This window comes from Lysinibacillus composti, assembly GCF_016908465.1.
GTDB lineage: Bacteria > Bacillota > Bacilli > Bacillales_A > Planococcaceae > Ureibacillus > Ureibacillus composti_A.
On sequence record NZ_JAFBDY010000002.1, the window covers coordinates 1 to 15,612 of the forward strand.

General features: G+C 33.9%; 28 protein-coding genes. 22 read left to right on the forward strand and 6 right to left on the reverse strand.

All coding sequences use genetic code 11. The features are described from left to right. Positions 1 to 263 precede the first annotated feature (263 nt). Positions 264 to 1,085 (reverse strand): squalene/phytoene synthase family protein, encoded by an 822-nt coding sequence (locus tag JOD29_RS03815; RefSeq protein ID WP_124763226.1) that lies wholly within the window; start codon positions 1,083 to 1,085, stop codon positions 264 to 266. A 282-nt stretch (positions 1,086 to 1,367) separates the two neighbouring features. Between JOD29_RS03815 and JOD29_RS03820 the strand changes: the two genes are divergently transcribed. The 3 genes from JOD29_RS03820 to JOD29_RS03830 all read left to right on the forward strand — a co-directional run bounded on the left by JOD29_RS03820 (position 1,368) and on the right by JOD29_RS03830 (position 4,755). Beyond that, positions 1,368 to 2,432 carry a 3'-5' exonuclease gene (locus JOD29_RS03820; protein ID WP_124763224.1) on the forward strand — a complete coding sequence of 355 codons (1,065 nt, stop codon included), beginning with the start codon at positions 1,368 to 1,370 and terminating at the stop codon, positions 2,430 to 2,432. Between the two features lie 131 nt (positions 2,433 to 2,563). Continuing rightward, positions 2,564 to 3,415: a type II pantothenate kinase gene (coaW, locus tag JOD29_RS03825; protein ID WP_124763222.1), complete on the forward strand. Its 852-nt coding sequence runs from the start codon at positions 2,564 to 2,566 to the stop codon at positions 3,413 to 3,415. 146 nt (positions 3,416 to 3,561) lie between these two features. Further along, positions 3,562 to 4,755 (forward strand): MFS transporter, encoded by a 1,194-nt coding sequence (locus JOD29_RS03830; protein ID WP_239585555.1) that lies wholly within the window; start codon positions 3,562 to 3,564, stop codon positions 4,753 to 4,755. Between the two features lie 27 nt (positions 4,756 to 4,782). Here the strand turns inward: JOD29_RS03830 and JOD29_RS03835 are convergent, their stop codons facing one another. Next, a complete protein-coding gene (locus JOD29_RS03835) occupies positions 4,783 to 5,175 on the reverse strand; it encodes a ribonuclease HI family protein (protein ID WP_124763220.1) in 393 nt (130 codons plus the stop codon). Positions 5,176 to 5,370: 195 nt separating this feature from the next. On the opposite strand from JOD29_RS03835, the gene JOD29_RS03840 reads away from it, so the two are divergent. Then, positions 5,371 to 5,565, forward strand: a complete 195-nt coding sequence (locus JOD29_RS03840; RefSeq protein WP_124763218.1) for a zinc-finger domain-containing protein — start codon at positions 5,371 to 5,373, stop codon at positions 5,563 to 5,565. A gap of 297 nt (positions 5,566 to 5,862) precedes the next feature. On the opposite strand, the gene JOD29_RS03845 is transcribed toward JOD29_RS03840, so the two are convergent. Together JOD29_RS03845 and JOD29_RS03850 are read right to left on the reverse strand one after the other, a co-directional pair. Further along, the gene (locus JOD29_RS03845) at positions 5,863 to 7,023 is read right to left on the reverse strand and encodes a tyrosine-type recombinase/integrase (protein ID WP_124763216.1); all 1,161 of its coding nucleotides are present in this window, start codon (positions 7,021 to 7,023) and stop codon (positions 5,863 to 5,865) included. Between the two features lie 96 nt (positions 7,024 to 7,119). Then, entirely contained in the window at positions 7,120 to 7,560 is a 441-nt protein-coding gene (locus tag JOD29_RS03850) for an ImmA/IrrE family metallo-endopeptidase (protein ID WP_420844540.1), read from the reverse strand. A gap of 93 nt (positions 7,561 to 7,653) precedes the next feature. Here JOD29_RS03850 and JOD29_RS03855 point away from each other — a divergent pair, with 93 nt between their 5' ends. Then, a complete protein-coding gene (locus JOD29_RS03855; RefSeq protein ID WP_124763214.1) occupies positions 7,654 to 7,851 on the forward strand; it encodes a hypothetical protein in 198 nt (65 codons plus the stop codon). Here the strand turns inward: JOD29_RS03855 and JOD29_RS03860 are convergent. After that, positions 7,835 to 8,794 carry a DUF6414 family protein gene (locus tag JOD29_RS03860; RefSeq protein ID WP_124763212.1) on the reverse strand — a complete coding sequence of 320 codons (960 nt, stop codon included), beginning with the start codon at positions 8,792 to 8,794 and terminating at the stop codon, positions 7,835 to 7,837. The genes JOD29_RS03855 and JOD29_RS03860 overlap by 17 nt on opposite strands. 24 nt (positions 8,795 to 8,818) lie before the next feature. After that, complete coding sequence (locus tag JOD29_RS03865) at positions 8,819 to 9,235, reverse strand: helix-turn-helix domain-containing protein (RefSeq protein WP_124763210.1); 417 nt, start codon at positions 9,233 to 9,235, stop codon at positions 8,819 to 8,821. Positions 9,236 to 9,401: 166 nt separating this feature from the next. Between JOD29_RS03865 and JOD29_RS03870 the strand changes: the two genes are divergently transcribed. The 17 genes from JOD29_RS03870 to JOD29_RS03945 all read left to right on the forward strand — a co-directional run bounded on the left by JOD29_RS03870 (position 9,402) and on the right by JOD29_RS03945 (position 15,557). After that, entirely contained in the window at positions 9,402 to 9,647 is a 246-nt protein-coding gene (locus JOD29_RS03870) for a helix-turn-helix transcriptional regulator (protein WP_239585556.1), read from the forward strand. A 74-nt stretch (positions 9,648 to 9,721) separates the two neighbouring features. Next, positions 9,722 to 10,036, forward strand: coding sequence for a hypothetical protein (locus JOD29_RS03875; protein ID WP_124763208.1), 315 nt, complete (start codon positions 9,722 to 9,724; stop codon positions 10,034 to 10,036). Between the two features lie 175 nt (positions 10,037 to 10,211). Further along, the gene (locus JOD29_RS20575) at positions 10,212 to 10,472 is read left to right on the forward strand and encodes a helix-turn-helix domain-containing protein (protein ID WP_275579632.1); all 261 of its coding nucleotides are present in this window, start codon (positions 10,212 to 10,214) and stop codon (positions 10,470 to 10,472) included. After that, the gene (locus tag JOD29_RS03885; protein WP_124763204.1) at positions 10,463 to 10,717 is read left to right on the forward strand and encodes a hypothetical protein; all 255 of its coding nucleotides are present in this window, start codon (positions 10,463 to 10,465) and stop codon (positions 10,715 to 10,717) included. Before JOD29_RS20575 ends, JOD29_RS03885 begins: the two co-directional genes overlap by 10 nt. Next, complete coding sequence (locus JOD29_RS03890; RefSeq protein WP_158610518.1) at positions 10,698 to 10,856, forward strand: hypothetical protein; 159 nt, start codon at positions 10,698 to 10,700, stop codon at positions 10,854 to 10,856. The genes JOD29_RS03885 and JOD29_RS03890 overlap by 20 nt, the downstream gene beginning before the upstream one ends. Before the next feature lie 111 nt (positions 10,857 to 10,967). After that, positions 10,968 to 11,825, forward strand: coding sequence for a phage replisome organizer N-terminal domain-containing protein (locus tag JOD29_RS03895; RefSeq protein ID WP_124763202.1), 858 nt, complete (start codon positions 10,968 to 10,970; stop codon positions 11,823 to 11,825). A gap of 34 nt (positions 11,826 to 11,859) precedes the next feature. Then, positions 11,860 to 12,570, forward strand: a complete 711-nt coding sequence (locus tag JOD29_RS20380) for an AAA family ATPase (RefSeq protein ID WP_205101627.1) — start codon at positions 11,860 to 11,862, stop codon at positions 12,568 to 12,570. A gap of 12 nt (positions 12,571 to 12,582) precedes the next feature. After that, positions 12,583 to 12,852, forward strand: coding sequence for a hypothetical protein (locus JOD29_RS03905; RefSeq protein WP_124763198.1), 270 nt, complete (start codon positions 12,583 to 12,585; stop codon positions 12,850 to 12,852). Next, positions 12,852 to 13,040: a hypothetical protein gene (locus tag JOD29_RS03910; protein WP_124763196.1), complete on the forward strand. Its 189-nt coding sequence runs from the start codon at positions 12,852 to 12,854 to the stop codon at positions 13,038 to 13,040. Before JOD29_RS03905 ends, JOD29_RS03910 begins: the two co-directional genes overlap by 1 nt. Before the next feature lie 25 nt (positions 13,041 to 13,065). Continuing rightward, a complete protein-coding gene (locus JOD29_RS03915) occupies positions 13,066 to 13,503 on the forward strand; it encodes a hypothetical protein (protein WP_124763194.1) in 438 nt (145 codons plus the stop codon). Further along, positions 13,500 to 13,730: a hypothetical protein gene (locus JOD29_RS03920; protein ID WP_205101628.1), complete on the forward strand. Its 231-nt coding sequence runs from the start codon at positions 13,500 to 13,502 to the stop codon at positions 13,728 to 13,730. The genes JOD29_RS03915 and JOD29_RS03920 overlap by 4 nt, the downstream gene beginning before the upstream one ends. Beyond that, positions 13,727 to 14,200, forward strand: coding sequence for a single-stranded DNA-binding protein (ssb, locus tag JOD29_RS03925; RefSeq protein WP_124763190.1), 474 nt, complete (start codon positions 13,727 to 13,729; stop codon positions 14,198 to 14,200). Before JOD29_RS03920 ends, ssb begins: the two co-directional genes overlap by 4 nt. Positions 14,201 to 14,213: 13 nt before the next feature. Then, the gene (locus JOD29_RS03930) at positions 14,214 to 14,594 is read left to right on the forward strand and encodes a helix-turn-helix domain-containing protein (RefSeq protein WP_124763188.1); all 381 of its coding nucleotides are present in this window, start codon (positions 14,214 to 14,216) and stop codon (positions 14,592 to 14,594) included. Further along, a complete protein-coding gene (locus tag JOD29_RS03935; protein WP_338088271.1) occupies positions 14,572 to 14,979 on the forward strand; it encodes a dUTP diphosphatase in 408 nt (135 codons plus the stop codon). The genes JOD29_RS03930 and JOD29_RS03935 overlap by 23 nt, the downstream gene beginning before the upstream one ends. Further along, positions 14,948 to 15,067, forward strand: coding sequence for a dUTP diphosphatase (locus JOD29_RS20710; RefSeq protein WP_338088272.1), 120 nt, complete (start codon positions 14,948 to 14,950; stop codon positions 15,065 to 15,067). The genes JOD29_RS03935 and JOD29_RS20710 overlap by 32 nt, the downstream gene beginning before the upstream one ends. A gap of 10 nt (positions 15,068 to 15,077) precedes the next feature. After that, positions 15,078 to 15,320, forward strand: a complete 243-nt coding sequence (locus JOD29_RS03940) for a hypothetical protein (protein WP_124763186.1) — start codon at positions 15,078 to 15,080, stop codon at positions 15,318 to 15,320. 39 nt (positions 15,321 to 15,359) lie between these two features. Further along, entirely contained in the window at positions 15,360 to 15,557 is a 198-nt protein-coding gene (locus JOD29_RS03945) for a hypothetical protein (RefSeq protein ID WP_124763184.1), read from the forward strand. Positions 15,558 to 15,612 lie beyond the last annotated feature (55 nt).

The window sequence follows — 15,612 nt, forward strand, 5'->3', positions numbered from 1 at the left end:
GTTTAAAATAAGACTGAAAAATACCCGGAAAATCTCAAAAAGACAAAAGGCCTTCAGAATGAAACCATTCTGAAGGCCTTTTGTCGACAATCTGAAATGCTCTTCATAATATAGAAGAGCATTTTTTAAACTATTTAGAGTGAAGCTTTATGAATCTTTTGTAAGTCTTTTACTCCTGGGCAAATTTTCTTGTGGAGATTGCATGTTAGCAGTTCCTAAAAGAGTTTTGGCCCACATCCTGTCCACGGCTTAAATAAGTGAATCTAATCGACTTGAATTTCTTTTACTGTTTCTTCTACTTCATCACGTGTCATTTTTTCCTTACCATCTTTTAATGCATTTAGCGTTTTGTGGGCTAAAGCAAGTGGTAAACGACAGAATAATAAAATGGTTTTTTTATTAATATCTTTCATATAGCGGTCTGCTTTGTCCAAGTTTTCCTCAGCATAAGCAAATAAATCTTCACGAGTCCAACCATCTGGTACGAAACTTACACCACGCTCAGCTAGATCTTCTTTTTGATTACGTAAAATATTGACTGCTTGTAATCCTCGGCCATATCCGATTGCCAAATCTCGATTAGTTTTCATGCCAGTATTCCATTCCCATAAATTTGATAACATGACTCCAACGAGACCTGCAACGTAATATGTATATTCGTCTAAGTCTTCACGAGTATGAACTTGCCAATTTGCTTTTGCCCATTTTGCCATTCCAAAAGCCATTTCACTCGTTGCATTCGTGACAATTTTCTCTGCACCATCTGGAATTAAGCGAATCCAATCGCCTAAACGAAGAGTTACTTCAGGTAGGATATCTTTAATAGGCTCAAGTATTTTTAAATATTCATTTTCATCAAAGCTCGATGCTTTTAGTAGATTGCTTACTTCAGTTAATATGTCGAATTTAACATCATTACTTAATGTATCATGATCTTCTATTTCATCAATTGCCCTCATGGCTAAATAAGCGGTTGAAACAGCCATTTTTAGTTCTTTTTGTAAAAAGGTTATGGGGATATAAAAAGTTCGGCTTGTTTCTTTAAGAACTCGCATAGCGTCTTTTTGGAGATCTTTATTACTCATTAAATTTCTTCCTCCATTCATTCCATTACATATAATCGTACCTTAATTTGCAAAAAAATTAAAATAGAAACTACAGAAATGATCGGGAAGAATTTTTTTTAGCATTCTTCAGCAAAGGTGCATTTGATAAACAGTTTACTGTTTTTATGACATTCACGTGTTAATTAAGTCTAAAATTCGTTACAATGAGAGTAGTAGATTAAGAATGTCAGTCAAAGGCATTATTTAAGGACCGGAGAAGTTGGTGCTAAGGCTCATTTGATTAGGAAAGTAGTGGTGAAGATGTTGGTACGTAAGAAAACGTATATTTTTATAGATGTTGAAGCTGCGTTAATTCGAGGAAAACAGCAAATTATTGAAATCGGGGCTGTAAAATTGTTTCCAAACGGAACGATTGAAACGTTTTCACAACTAGTACAGCCGTATAAATTTAAAAAATTGAGTTCATTTATACATGAATTAACAGGAATTACGACAGAAGAGCTACAAGAAGCAGCATCTTTTAAAGAAGTGATCGCGATGTTTAAAAAATGGTGTGGGCACGATTCAATTTTTATTACTTTTGGTGACTTCGATCGAAAAGTAATGGAGGATGAATGCGCTCGTTATCGAATAAATAGCGAATTTTTATACCCGATGATAGATTTTCAACAGAAATATATGATTGAGTATCAATTAAAAAATCATCCTAGCTTATTAGGTTTATTAACTGAATTAGAAATAACAGTGAATACGCAACACCGTGCCCTAGCCGATGCTATTAGCCTATTAAAGATCTTTGAGGTATTAAATGGCGAAGAACTTATTGAAAAGCAAAAAACGAATAAATTTATTCTTCTTTTAAGTGAGTTTCGTCAAAGGGACAATGATTTTGAATTGTGTATTACTTATTTGAATGGTACTGTTGAACCATCAAATCTTTCTATCCAATCTACAAAAACAATGTATAAGTGTTTACCATTTGAAGTGCGTGAGGAAAATAAGGTTGCAGAGAATGGAGAAGAACAAATCATACAAAAAATAGTGATTGAGTCAGATCCTGAAGTGGAGAAATTTATCAAAGAATATGTAAGTCAACTAAATGAAAAAGTATTAATTACACGTTCTGGAATGCGTCAATTATCACGAATCCATCGACTACATCATTGTGTTATACCAAAAATAGAAGCAATGACATTGCAAAAACTACTAAATAGTGAAGAAGCGGTAAGTCTATTTACTTTGAATGGACAATCGGTTAATAGATATGAATCAAAAATACGTAAACTTCTACAAGAATTTAAGCATGATATTGTTGTAGAATTCGACAAACGAAATCTTTTTATAAAAGAAGAAGTCGGAGTATAATAGTTAGTGCAGATTATATGAGTTTGTAAAGATTTCCAAGTTTTAATAGTTTCTAAACTGATAATTTCGAAGTTGGTATAAAGAGTGAGTAAGAAATTGAAGTTTAGAATGGTAGATAAAGGAGACAGTTTATGCAAAATGTTATTGGTATTGATGCAGGGGGCACATTAACAAAACTGGTTTATTTAAATGACCAACAGGAATTTGAATTTAAACTTTTCCCTTCTAATAACTTTAATTTAGTAAAAGATTGGATTGAAAGTAATCCCCAAATAGAGGAGATTGGCTTAACAGGTGGACGTACAGAGCAGTTATTATCTGTACTGAAAACGATGAAATCCATTGAATATGTTGTAGAATTCGAAGCAACATTTAAAGGTGTTTGTCATTTGTTAAAGAAAGAAGGGTTCGATCTTCAAAGGGGCATTATTACGAATATCGGATCAGGTACATCGATTCATTACATGGAAGGCGATTCCTACGTGCGAGTTGGGGGTACAGGTATTGGAGGAGGGACGTTAACGGGTCTTTCTGCATTAATTACAGGCATTTTGGACTTCAATGAAATTACCGCTAAAGCGGCTTCTGGAGATCGTAATTCTATCGATCTTTTTGTAAAAGACATTTTTGAAGGCATTGATGTACCTATTGAACTTGAACCACACTTAACAGCTAGTAATTTCGGAATGGTTAGTATTTTAAAGGATCCTAAGAGATATGAAACAAATGATTTATTAGCGACGATTCAAGCTTTGGTTGGGGAAGTGATTTCAACTTTAAGTATTCAATTTGCTGAACACAACAATGCGGATCATATCGTATATATTGGTTCAACATTAACAAATAATGAACATTTAAAGAAAGTGATTGGAAACTATACACACCTAAAGAAACATAAACCGATTTTCTTGAAAAATAGTGGATTTTCAGGAGCTATTGGAGCTTTATTAAATAAAGTTGAACAAACTGAAATAAAAAAATAATGGTAAAAGTTACTAAAATAAATTTAATTTTAGTAACTTTTTTTCATGCAACAGACATTTACAATATTATCTAAAAGGAATATAATGAATCGTTGTTCAAAGATTAATATTATTCTATTTGAATTTTACTAGAAAGGTGGAGCATCTTGGATACGCATAAACAAATCTTTACTAAACGGTTTAATTGTTTATTTCTTATGAACATGGCCGTTTTTCTTTCATTTTATAGTTTAATGACAACGCTCCCTCTTTATGCAATTGGAGCTTTAAAACAGTCGGATCAAGAAGCGGGACTGTTAGCGACAGTATTCTTACTATCTGCTATAATCGTTCGCCCATTTAGTGGGAAAATGCTTGATATGTATGGTAAAAAGAGGTTGCTAATCATCAGCCTTGTTTTTTACTTTTTATGTTCAATACTATACATAATTGATTTACCCTTTGAGTTGCTTTTAGTTTTACGATTTTTCCATGGAATTTGGTTTAGCATTATTACAACGGCTGGGGGATCGTTGGCGGCAGATATTGTTCCTGTAAATCGAAAAGGAACGGGGCTTGGATATTATACAATGTCAAATAACTTAGCTGTAGTACTTGGCCCTTTTATTGGTATTCTTCTCATTCAGCATTTAAGTTTTGATGTATTATTTTCAGTTTTATGTATTGCAGTTTTTGTAGGAGGCATACTAGCTACTACTATTAAAACAGATGATTTAACTAAACCTGAAAAGGTAGAGCGTTCTTTTAAGTTTACATTTAATGATTTATTTGAGAAAAAGGCTCTGCCTATTGCAGGTATTGCAGGATTAGTTGGAATTTCTTATGCGAGTATCTTATCATTTTTATCCATTTATGCAGAAGAGCAAGGTCTACTAACCACTGCTAGTTGGTTTTACGTAGTTTATGCTGCGGCAATGCTAATTACACGACCTCTAATTGGCAAATTGTATGACCAAAAGGGTTCACAATATGTGATTGTGCCCGGGTTTTTATTTTATATTTTAGGATTAATTTGTATTGCATTAGCTAATGGTTCAGCTATATTATTTTTAAGCTCTGCCGTTTTAGTGGGGGCTGGATATGGTGCATTGACTACAAGTTTCCAATCCTTGGCAGTACAATCTGCAGAACATGTCCGAAGTGGTTATGCAACAGCAACATATTTTACGTTGTTTGACTTGGGAGTTGCACTTGGTTCTTATGTTTTAGGATTATTAGTTATTTGGGTGGATTATGATTCTATCTATTCCATCTCTGCTTTATTAATGGCTGTAACTGCATGTATTTATTTTGTCTTGTTTAAGAAAAGTAAAAGAAAACACATACAAAGTACAATTTAATTCTTAAAAAAGGAGTTGTGATGAAGATCACAACCCCTTTTTTTGAATGGCTTCTCGGGCAAGGGCATCGGCAGCTTTATTTTGGCTATCGGGAATCCATTTTATAAAAAACAAACTGAATTCTTCAGCTAATTTTAAAGCTTGTTCCAGATACGGCTTATACTCTTCACTCTTGACATACTGCTTGTCAACCGAAGTAACTACAATTTTAGAGTCAGAACGTATAGAAATTAAATTCGTGCTAAGCTTTTTTGCTTCTTCCAATGCTCGAATTAATGCAGTAAATTCTGCAATATGGTTATTTGTTTCACCAATGTATTCACTGATTTTCACAGAGTGGCCTTCGCCTTTAATAAAAATTCCTATTCCGCTTGGTCCTGGATTACCTGCACTTGCGCCATCAATATATACTTCCAACAAATTGCATCCCTACTTTAAAATAAAATTTGGTAGTTGTAAGCATATTATAACGTAATAACTATTTAAAAAAAGACACTAGGCTTATGTGTAGCTAATTTTCTTAAGAAATGAATTTTAGAATATTAGATAAATCACTTTGACAAATGAAAAAACGCGATAGTAAAATAGATAGATGTTGCGAAAAGGGGGAGCTTTGTGAACAAGAATGCTGTCATAAAAGATATAGATGAACTGACTGACACTTATTGTACTGATTGTCCAATAAAAAAAGTATTACGCTCAAACCGTGGCAAATCAGGAGCTCATCGTTTTTGTATTGAATCCTGTTCTATAGGAGAAAAGTTGCAGTTTCTTGGGAATGAGTTAATGAAAATGCATGAAAGACGTTAAAATTGACTACGTTTCCATATAAAGGTCGTCGTAAATCACTTTGGAATAGTTGAAAAGTATCAATAATTTGATATACTAATAATGTGTTATTAATGCTCATGAATAAAGTTCTACTTAAATGAGTAAACATCGTATGTGAGCTTTTTATACGAGATAATATTCCGATGAGGATTAATATACGTTGGTTGGTTACCATAGAAAGGGTTCCTCTAAACCTTATAAAGATAGAGGTTAAAAGGGGTGCATGAAATCATGTACCCCTTTTTGTACCCCAAATTTCAAAATCAAAAAAATTTCTTATTTTAAATTTGCGATGTTCCCCAAAATTTCTATTGCTTCTTTTTCTTTTCTTTCAAGTGAGTGCGAATACACCTCATTGACTACATTAATGGTATCTCCTAATATTTTAGCAACAGTTGGAACTGGTACACCGTTTCCGACTAAAATACTGGCAACTGTATGTCTCAAGGTATGAATAGTAATCTCACGGAAATTGTGCTTTTCAATGATTTTATTTAAAGCCCAATTTGGATAGTGATCGCAAACTGGTTCACCTGAACGAGATATAAATACATAATCCGATTCTTTTAGTTTATACCCATGCGTTAATTTAATTTCGATGCACCAAGAACGATATCTCCTTAATACTTTAGCTAATTCGTCATTCATATCAATCGTACGGATACTGTTTTTTGTTTTAGCAGACCGTGTACTTTGATAATCGCGCGTTCTTGAAATCGATATTTGGTTATTTTCAAAGTCTATATCTTTCCAACACAAAGCCAAAGATTCGCCTTTACGCATTCCAGTTTGAGCAATGGTTAGAAGTATTGTGTATTGAGAAATATTGCAGGTCGTTTTAGCTAGGATAATTAACTGTTTTAATTCTTCTTCTGTTAAAGTATCCATTTTTCGTATTGGTTTAGCGCCCCGGTAATCTAAACTTGTAAAGCGGCGACGATCTAGAAATTCTTCTTCGACAGCTGCAATAAGCGACGAATTTAAAGTAGTAACAGTATTCCGAATAGTTTTTTCAGACAATCCTCTGTCAATCATTTCATCAACTAAATCATGCTGCACAACCATTTTAGTTAAATGTTTTAGTTTGTGATGGCCAATAAGGGGATTTAAGTAAAGTCTAAAAAAAGATTCATATTGTGAATATGTTGATACTTTAATTTTTTTCTTTTTTAATTCTAACCAAATAGAGAACCATTCTGATAGGGTGATTTGCATTTTATCAAGTTGAGTTATGTTGCCGTTTAATACTGTTGCTTTAACTTCAATTAATGCACGTTCACACTCTTCAATCGAATTGAAGTTTCTGGATGACTTTTCACTACGTTTGCCGTGTTGATCATAAAATTTGTAACGGTAAGCGTATTTCTTTTTGCCTTCGTTGTCCTTATACCAGTAGATGCTATCTTTTTTTGTTTTGTTGTATTTCTCTCTTGCCATTACAATTGCTCCTTTATACACGGGCAGGTGCTTATCTAAGCAATCGTTTTTGCATCACCCCCTTCAAAATGCGAATATACGTTCTTTTTTAGTGTGTTAAAAAAGCTTCTCACGTTTTAATTGAACCAGTTCAACTGGTACGTTATGTAAAGAAGCTATTTCGTAAATGTTGTTTAATTCTCTGAAACTTTCATCAGGAATTAATAGTTCAGCAGCAAAGCGGTTGGCTTCACGTTCCACCTTATCAACTGAAAATAATGTGTTCTGTTGCATGAATGGGGTATTCAACCTTGTATGTAAAATTGCGTGCCCTAACTCATGAGCACAAACTGTTTTTTTCCACTCATCATCTAATTTTTGATTGATAACTATATACTTGTTACGTCGGTCATATTTGTAATAACCGTTAATTTCTTGATGTAAATCCCATTCGATAACATTTATATTTAACTGAGAGCAGAGTTCGAATGGGTTATTGCTTTGATACTTAGTAATTAAGTTTGTTACTTTGTTCTTTAACCACAATAATTTCACCACATTTCAAAAACAAACATTTTTCCAGTTATTTTCGATTAAAAGCCCATATGTTAGAATAAACTAAACATAATAAAGATAAGGAGAGGATTTGCTATGTTTAAAAGAACAATAAACACTATCAAAGATTCGGAAAGAACACTCTCTAAATTCCAAGCTGAATACAATGAAATCGCAGCCAGAAATAGTGTTAGATCAAATCTGGTTAGAAGTAAAATGGCAGCAAAATCAGATGAATTCATTAATGAAAAAAGTAAAAGAAGTAAACATTTCGATATTATTCGTAATAAATAGCAATAGGAGTAACCAAAACATCGTTCTTTTCTAGGATCTTAAATGAACCTAGAATAATGTCTAACATAATATTCGGAAACATATCAATGTCGTTTTCAGCAAATTTCATGACACTGTTGCCATCGAAAATATTATTCTTTTTACCAATTACACGTAAAAGCATTTTAGCATTTCGCGAATTATCTGTTCTAAACGATAAAGATTCAGCAGACTCTCTTAAACAATCTTTTTTCAATAATCCTATATTTTTATCTGCCTTAATTAAAGATAAATCTGTTAGAAGTTCTGATGCAAAATGACCCAAAGAATTTAGTTGATCAAATACATTAATAATAGGCGAAATAATTTGATGTGCTGTTACTATCTTTCTAGCTTCATCTAGTTTTTGTCTTTCTTGAGCATTGTGATTCTTTTTTCCCGTTATTCTTTTGGCTTCTTCAATACTCATTTTATTTTCGGGTGAAATTCCAAACAACATAAATTTTTCAAAAAAATCTGCGCTTAATGATTTTTTCATTAATTCAAAATCATAAAATTTAAATTGGGAATCTAGTAGAAATAAATCCCCCTCGTTTACATTAGTACCTCTTATAAGTAATTCATTATCCTCCAATTTACTAATCAGAATGTTTAAAGCATGATCGTGGAATGCTTTATTTAAAATATCTTTTTGACCTTCGAGAAAAGTTGTAGTATAGCTTTCAGATTCATTTCCTCCAGCATCTGATTTCCCTCCAAGTTGAAATGAACCTCCAGGTAAAAAACCACTTGAAACTTTAACTCCTGCGGTTAAACCTCCGCTAGAATGTCTAGTTGACTGTGTTGCCTCTCCAGTTGTTTCTTGATTTGAGCTTTCCATGGAAAAGTTATTAACTAACCCCTGATCCAATTGAGCGAGCATTGAATTCATTATTTCGGTATCTAAATAAATTATTTCTTTCATAGTATCCCACCCTAAAATTTTTCGTTATTTCTCCTCATCCCGATACTTCTTAGGTGTATATTTCTTGTTGATCCGTTGGGTTTGTCTGAATATATGTTCCATTGATTCAATCAGAGATTCCTTTGCTTCATCACTAATCGGTTCACCATTGAACGCTAGACCATCACTATTTTCAATTTCTTGTTTAAAAGCTTCAAGGCGTTTAGCTATATCTCGTTCTTCTTTTGATTGCACTAACTCAGAAGTCTTGTTTCTTCCTAATAAATAATCGGTTGAAACTTCAAAAAAATCAGCAAATTTTTGTAGGGTCTCAAAATCAGGTTGCCGAGTACCTTGTTCGTAATTTGATATTTGTCCTCTTGAAAATCCCATTCTTTCAGCCAAATCATATTGGCTTAGTTTACGATCTTTCCTTAATTTAGCTAAAATATCACCAAACATTTGTTTCACCTCACTACAAATTATTATATAAGTAGAAACTCTGCGTTTCCATATTGAGTACACTAAGGAAACAAAAAGTTTCCTAAAACGGTTGACAGAAACATAATGTTTCCGCTAATATATGTTTAAGAGGAAACATTATGTTTCTGGGAAGGGGTGAAATTTTTTGAAATCCTCGCACAACAGTAGAAATACTCTGATTGAACTTAGAGGTGAAGAATCAAGAAGTGATGTAGCTTCTAAACTAAATATTACACCTCAAATGTTAGGGGCTATAGAAAGAGGGGACCGAACACCATCTTTAAATTTAGCTAAGAAAATTGCTGATTATTACAAAAAAACAGTAGATGAAATTTTTTTTAGCCACAAAGGACACAAATTGTGTCTGTTGGATGAAAAACAGTTAGCTTAGGAGGTACGAAATGAATCAATTACAAATGAAGAGGAAGGCTGTTGGGCAAACAGCCTTTTGAAAGGAGGGGCCTCATGATTCAGCAACAACCATCTGAAAGTGTAGTAATTAAAACACTTCTCGAAATGTCTGGAATCACAAAAGAAAAAGTGGAGCAACAAATCGTGGAACTTATTCAGGAATCTTCAAGACCAAAAATTCTATTCTGGGAAATTGATGATATTCAACGAGCTACTACATTTAAAAAATCATTTCTGGAAGAAAATATACTCTGCGATCCACGGATTAAACGTTATCAACGTCAATTCGGACCAAGAGGGAAACGTGTTTGGCTAGCCGAACCGACTGCAAAAGTAATTCAAGAAATCATAATGAACGAATGGAAATAACAATAAGCACGGGCAGGTGCATTGTCGGGTTAATCAACTTTAGGAGGTTAGGCATTACCTCTATTAATATCTTAATCTCATTCAAGTTAACTTGCTATTCCAAGACGGAATATATTCTAATTTGGAATATTTGAAAGGGGTGATAACAATGCAAATATCACAGGAATATCACAAGATGCTCAAGTTCTTTCGGAAAAAAGAAAAAATGACTCAAGAGGAGATAGCGGATAAATTAAACGTCACTCAATCATGCGTAAGCAAATTGGAGAGTGGAAGAAAATTAATTGATATTCAAACTTTTATGAACTGGGTTAGAGTCACAAATTCAGAAGTTCATGCAGCATCCATGATGTTTGGTATGGATTTAACTAATGTAGCAATGCAGGTATTGCAAACAGCACCAATGTATATCGGAGGATTTGGATTATGGATTTAACACAATTAAATAATGAAATTTTTCGCGAAAAATCTTGCATTGACGATCTTATCAAAATGATTTCGATGCACACGCAAGAAGGCAGATATCAGCAAGCTGCACGTTTAGGTCGCGACTTACAAAATTCAATCAATCACATACAAAAGCTAGAACAACGAAAGAAATTTTACATAACAACTGAGAACCTAGCTAAGAAAGGCATATTAGTGAAAGTGGTGAAACGATATGAAGAGTTGGTTAGATAGAACATTTCTTCTTACAGAAGATGAAATTAATGATGGGTACGAAGTAGATGGAAGTGATTACTGGTGGTTTATTTTTTGTATCTTAGGTGGATTATTCGGACTGTTTATCGCACTTCAATGGTGGATTACTTTCGCATAAAAAAACCGCTAATCGATGGCACGATTAACGGCTTAGCAAACTCAAACGTAGGATTATTATAACACAAACTATAAAAAGAAGCGAGTATATATCGTAGATTAGGAGGACACGATGGCTGAAATAACTTGGATTAAGCTCAAAACGGACATGTTCGAAAATGACAAAATTAAACTTATTGAGGCCCTGCCAGATGCTGACACAATCATCGTGATATGGATCAAGTTGTTAGCGTCTGCAGGCAAGGCGAATACTAATGGTTATATCATGTTAACCGAGAGCATTCCAATGAACATTGAAGAAATGTCTACAATATTTGGTAGACCACTTAACACCGTTCGTTTAGCGATTCAAACTTTTAAACGATACGGAATGATTGAAATAGATGAAAACGATGTTATTCGCATAAAGAATTGGGAAAATCATCAAAACATTGATGGAATGGAGCGTGTTAGAGAACAAAATAGGCTCCGAAAACAAAAACAACGTGCAAAAGAAAAACAATTGCAAATAGGTCACGCGATGTCACGTGACAGTCACGCAACAGAGAGAGAAGAAGATATAGATATAGATAAAGAAATAGATAAAGAAAAAGAAGAAGAGAAAGAAAAGAGTAGTCGTCAATCTTCTCCTTCTTCTCTAATAGATGTTCGATTTGTAAAAATTAGAACCTACTTTGATGAAAATATACGAACTTCTACTTTTGCAGAGCATCGAAAAATTGATGAATTACTAAAGTTCTATCCAGATCCACAGTTATTCATTGAAGCTATTAGAATCGCTAACGAAAACGGTAAAGCTAATTTTAAATATATTGAAGGTATTTTACGTAACTGGAAGACTGAAAAGGGAATCACCACTTACGAACATTACTTGAAGAAGGAGGCCAAAAACGATGCAAAGTCTAAAGGAAACTCTCCAAAAAGACAACGCACTGCAGAAAGTGAATTCGGCGTTAAATTGGACTTCTAATTCTTGTGAAATACACGAAATTTCAAAAATGATTGTGAATGAAAAAGAAGTTTGCCCTCGTTGCGAATGTGAAAGAATGAACGATGAATTTGCCGAAAGAGTAAACGCGGAAATTCACGGTAATTTAGAAAAACAAAAACAAAACAATCTTGAAACAAAGAGTCTTGTTCAAGACAAAACCTTATTAAAAGCTAGCCTCAAGAGTTTTGTGGTTAAAACGCAAGAAGAACATACGAACAAATCGGAAGCTATGAAATGTTTAGACAAATATAAAAAAGGTCAAAAGTTCAATCTCTGGTTTAACGGTAAACCAGGAGTCGGGAAGTCGCATTTAGCTATGAGCATCTTAAAAGAATTAAATGGTTTAGATACATCTTGTCTATTTATTGATATCGATGAAATGTTACGAAAAATACGTAATAGCTTCAGCAATAAAGAAAGCCCTTATACAGAGCAATATTTCATCGATTTGTTAAGTGAAGTCGACTTTTTGGTATTAGACGATTTAGGAGCTGAAACAGGGAACATTGATACAGATAAGCAAGCATCTGATTTCACAAGTCGGGTTTTAAGAGCTGTCATCAATGCCAGACAGGATAAAGCAACAATAATAACTACTAATCTAGCAAGCGAAAAATTGCTTAATATGTATGATCCAAAATTGATAAGCAGGATGATGAAAAATCTTCAATCAATTGTTTTTAAAGAAACAAAGGACAAGCGATTAAAAAACGTAGGCTTTTAGGGGAGGAACAGAATGGACCACACAAAAATGGTTGAAACATGGGCAATTCGGTTTGCGCAAACTGGCGATGACAAACACCAAGAATTATTGCAAAAATCAAAGCGTGCTTTAAACGAGATGATCCTTGTGTTTGAAGAGAACAATAAAAAGTTACGTGAAGAATACGCAAAACAGTTTGCAGCATTACAAGAAATTGCAGATATCACAGAAAACCTTGGGCAATTCAATCCAACATACGAGCGTATTCATAACATTGCTCGCAAGGGATTGGAGGCTGAATGATGAACGAAGAATTCATCATCAACATGCTGATTCTCAATCAGGTAAACTATCAAACTTACGGCGAACAACAATTCTACGATTCTTTCGAATTATGGATGAACAAGCTACAACAGCATAAGAATTTCAGCACCTTAGAAGATGCTTGCAATTATTACATCCTTTTGGGCGAAAAGGAACAGGTTGCATAACAATCTCTAAAAAGGGGCGAGGGCAATGAAACTAATCGAATTTAAAGTAGCAGAAATAAGCGAATCCAGTGAAAAAATTATCCTTAAATTTGAACCTAAAGCTGTGTTGTTAGCCAATGAAGCTGATGTTGAATTCTATAACGTAAAAGAATTCCAAATTAAAGTTAAAGAAACTAACGGTGAACATTATTTAATAACTAAAGATTTCGATTTAATGATGGCTCCTTGTCTTTATCACAATGCCCCAACGGTTTCTTTTAATATCATGAGTTTGGCGAAAATCGATACTTTCAAACGATTGGTACTAAACGAAGTGATTGAATATAAGAAAAATAGAGCAGGACAAGATATGACTAGTCTATTCATTTGTTTAGAAGATATGAATAAGCAACATGCTATTGATCTCGCATTAGACAAACGAGATTTCGAGGCGCTTAGAAAGTTGGTGCCACAATGCAAATGAATAAAAACGGTATACCAGTTGCCATGAGGAAGGTTTGCAAACGAATGAAACAACAAAAACGACAACTAGAAGTACATAAATTAGATTTCCACCATTTCGTTCAGTTTAGAAGATATGAATATGGTATCGAGGTGACTATTACTGTTCCAGCCTTCTCACCACTTACAAAAACACTTCAGAAAGATGGATGGAAATTTGTTTCTGTCACAAAAGGAGAAATTGCATGATCAATAGAGTTGTATTAGTTGGAAGACTTACGAAAGACCCGGAACTTCGCTATACACCAAGTGGAGTTCCGATGACAAGGTTTACTCTTGCAGTCAACAGAACATTTTCCAATCAACAAGGTGAACGAGAAGCTGACTTCATCAGTTGCCTTGCTTGGAGAAAACAGGCCGAAAATCTAGCAAACTACATGAAAAAAGGTAATTTGGTTGGACTAGAAGGTCGAATTCAGACCGGTAGCTTTGAACAAGATGGAAAGCGTGTTTATACAACAGATATAGTTTGCGATAGTATTCAATATTTAGAACGCAACACATCAAAAAGCGATAACACGCACGAAAATTACCAACCTACACAAAACAGTCCTGGTCAACCAGGTGGTTTTACTCAAACATCTGGGAATCCCGGACAGTTCAACAATTCAAATGTAAATAGTAACAACAATTTTGATCCAGACGATTTACCTTTTTAAAAGGAGGGATTACATGTCGGGTAAACGAGTGCTTAAACCATGGAGATTTAACGAAATAAACTTTTTATATGAAAATCATAAAGCAATGACATACTCAGAGATTGCTAAAAAGCTTAACCGCAGCAAACCATCGATTTTCAATAAATGCCATACATTAGGTATTAAATGCTTAAAAGAAAATAAGGATTTATCTTATTACTTTTTGTACCACGGTGAGGAAATCCGAGCAGAAGGAACTATCGCTCAAATTGCAGAGAAACTTAACTTATCACAAAAAACAATCAGATTTTATTCCAGGCCATCTGCAAGGAAATACAGTAAAAACGTTCTCGTAAAAGTTGGTACGATTAATGAATTCGAGGAGGAGAACGATGAATCTAACAAAGTTATTTGAAATACAAGCAGGACTGGATTATCACATTACCAAAGAACATCCAGAACAAAACGACGAAAATCGTTTGTCAAAGAAGGTCCTAGCATTACAAGTCGAATTAGGTGAATGTGCGAACGAATGGCGAGGATTTAAGTTTTGGAGTAATGACCAAGTAGCAAGGGAAAATCTTTTACTGGAAGAATACGTTGATTGCTTACACTTCTTATTATCGATTGGTAACACCCTGAACTTTAGGTACCTGTTACCTTATAAAAAGCCGCTAGAAACAGACGTGGTGGATCTATTCAATTTAATATTCGAGCATATTAGCTTTTTTACGAGACAAAGAGTGTCAAAGTCTCGAATTTTACTCAATGGTTTTCAAGGAATTCACCGTATTAGGTGAACAATTAGGATTCACTTGGGAACAAGTCGAAAATGCTTATTTAGAAAAAAATAAAATTAATCACGAACGACAATTATCAGGGTATTGAGGCGATAGACATGTCTAAGTACGTTTTATTTACACAAGACGAACATGAATCCATTGATTTTTCTTTTAGCAAAGCAAAAGTAGAAAAGTTCATTGAATTATGGAATGAAGGATACAGCATTGTGATTATTGCAAGAGTACTACAGCGAAAACAAATAGAGGTCACGATGTTGGCAATGGATTTGGATATAGTCGGAAAAATCCATCCTAGACCAGGTGGAATTTTTGGAACTATTAAAAAAGAAGCATCGTAATTGAACCATATTGTGCAGTAAATGAAAGGTGGAATAGTAATGAGTGTTAAACCATTAAAAGAAGGCGATAAGGTTGTAATGCACACTTGCATAGAAGCAGAAAAATACGATGGAATACTATGGACTTGTGCAACGGATGAATTTAAACACCATCCAAATCACGATTATACAGTAATTATGTTAAAAGGGTTTAGCGGTTCTTTTGCTACAAAATACCTTCAAAAAGTAAATATCTAACTCAACAATTCGAAGAAAAAGCTTAAGAAGTTGAAATAATTGAGGAGGTTTAAAA

Coding starts and splice junctions, on each gene's coding strand:
- JOD29_RS03815 (WP_124763226.1), bottom strand. CDS start 1,085: ATGAGTAATAAAGATCTCCAAAAAGACGCTATGCGAGTTCTTAAAGAA.
- JOD29_RS03820 (WP_124763224.1), top strand. CDS start 1,368: ATGTTGGTACGTAAGAAAACGTATATTTTTATAGATGTTGAAGCTGCG.
- coaW (WP_124763222.1), top strand. CDS start 2,564: ATGCAAAATGTTATTGGTATTGATGCAGGGGGCACATTAACAAAACTG.
- JOD29_RS03845 (WP_124763216.1), bottom strand. CDS start 7,023: ATGGCAAGAGAGAAATACAACAAAACAAAAAAAGATAGCATCTACTGG.
- JOD29_RS03855 (WP_124763214.1), top strand. CDS start 7,654: ATGTTTAAAAGAACAATAAACACTATCAAAGATTCGGAAAGAACACTC.
- JOD29_RS03860 (WP_124763212.1), bottom strand. CDS start 8,794: ATGAAAGAAATAATTTATTTAGATACCGAAATAATGAATTCAATGCTC.
- JOD29_RS03865 (WP_124763210.1), bottom strand. CDS start 9,235: ATGTTTGGTGATATTTTAGCTAAATTAAGGAAAGATCGTAAACTAAGC.
- JOD29_RS03875 (WP_124763208.1), top strand. CDS start 9,722: ATGATTCAGCAACAACCATCTGAAAGTGTAGTAATTAAAACACTTCTC.
- JOD29_RS20575 (WP_275579632.1), top strand. CDS start 10,212: ATGCTCAAGTTCTTTCGGAAAAAAGAAAAAATGACTCAAGAGGAGATA.
- JOD29_RS03885 (WP_124763204.1), top strand. CDS start 10,463: ATGGATTTAACACAATTAAATAATGAAATTTTTCGCGAAAAATCTTGC.
- JOD29_RS03890 (WP_158610518.1), top strand. CDS start 10,698: ATGAAGAGTTGGTTAGATAGAACATTTCTTCTTACAGAAGATGAAATT.
- JOD29_RS03895 (WP_124763202.1), top strand. CDS start 10,968: ATGGCTGAAATAACTTGGATTAAGCTCAAAACGGACATGTTCGAAAAT.
- JOD29_RS03905 (WP_124763198.1), top strand. CDS start 12,583: ATGGACCACACAAAAATGGTTGAAACATGGGCAATTCGGTTTGCGCAA.
- JOD29_RS03910 (WP_124763196.1), top strand. CDS start 12,852: ATGAACGAAGAATTCATCATCAACATGCTGATTCTCAATCAGGTAAAC.
- JOD29_RS03915 (WP_124763194.1), top strand. CDS start 13,066: ATGAAACTAATCGAATTTAAAGTAGCAGAAATAAGCGAATCCAGTGAA.
- JOD29_RS03920 (WP_205101628.1), top strand. CDS start 13,500: ATGAATAAAAACGGTATACCAGTTGCCATGAGGAAGGTTTGCAAACGA.
- ssb (WP_124763190.1), top strand. CDS start 13,727: ATGATCAATAGAGTTGTATTAGTTGGAAGACTTACGAAAGACCCGGAA.
- JOD29_RS03930 (WP_124763188.1), top strand. CDS start 14,214: ATGTCGGGTAAACGAGTGCTTAAACCATGGAGATTTAACGAAATAAAC.
- JOD29_RS03935 (WP_338088271.1), top strand. CDS start 14,572: ATGAATCTAACAAAGTTATTTGAAATACAAGCAGGACTGGATTATCAC.
- JOD29_RS20710 (WP_338088272.1), top strand. CDS start 14,948: ATGGTTTTCAAGGAATTCACCGTATTAGGTGAACAATTAGGATTCACT.
- JOD29_RS03940 (WP_124763186.1), top strand. CDS start 15,078: ATGTCTAAGTACGTTTTATTTACACAAGACGAACATGAATCCATTGAT.
- JOD29_RS03945 (WP_124763184.1), top strand. CDS start 15,360: ATGAGTGTTAAACCATTAAAAGAAGGCGATAAGGTTGTAATGCACACT.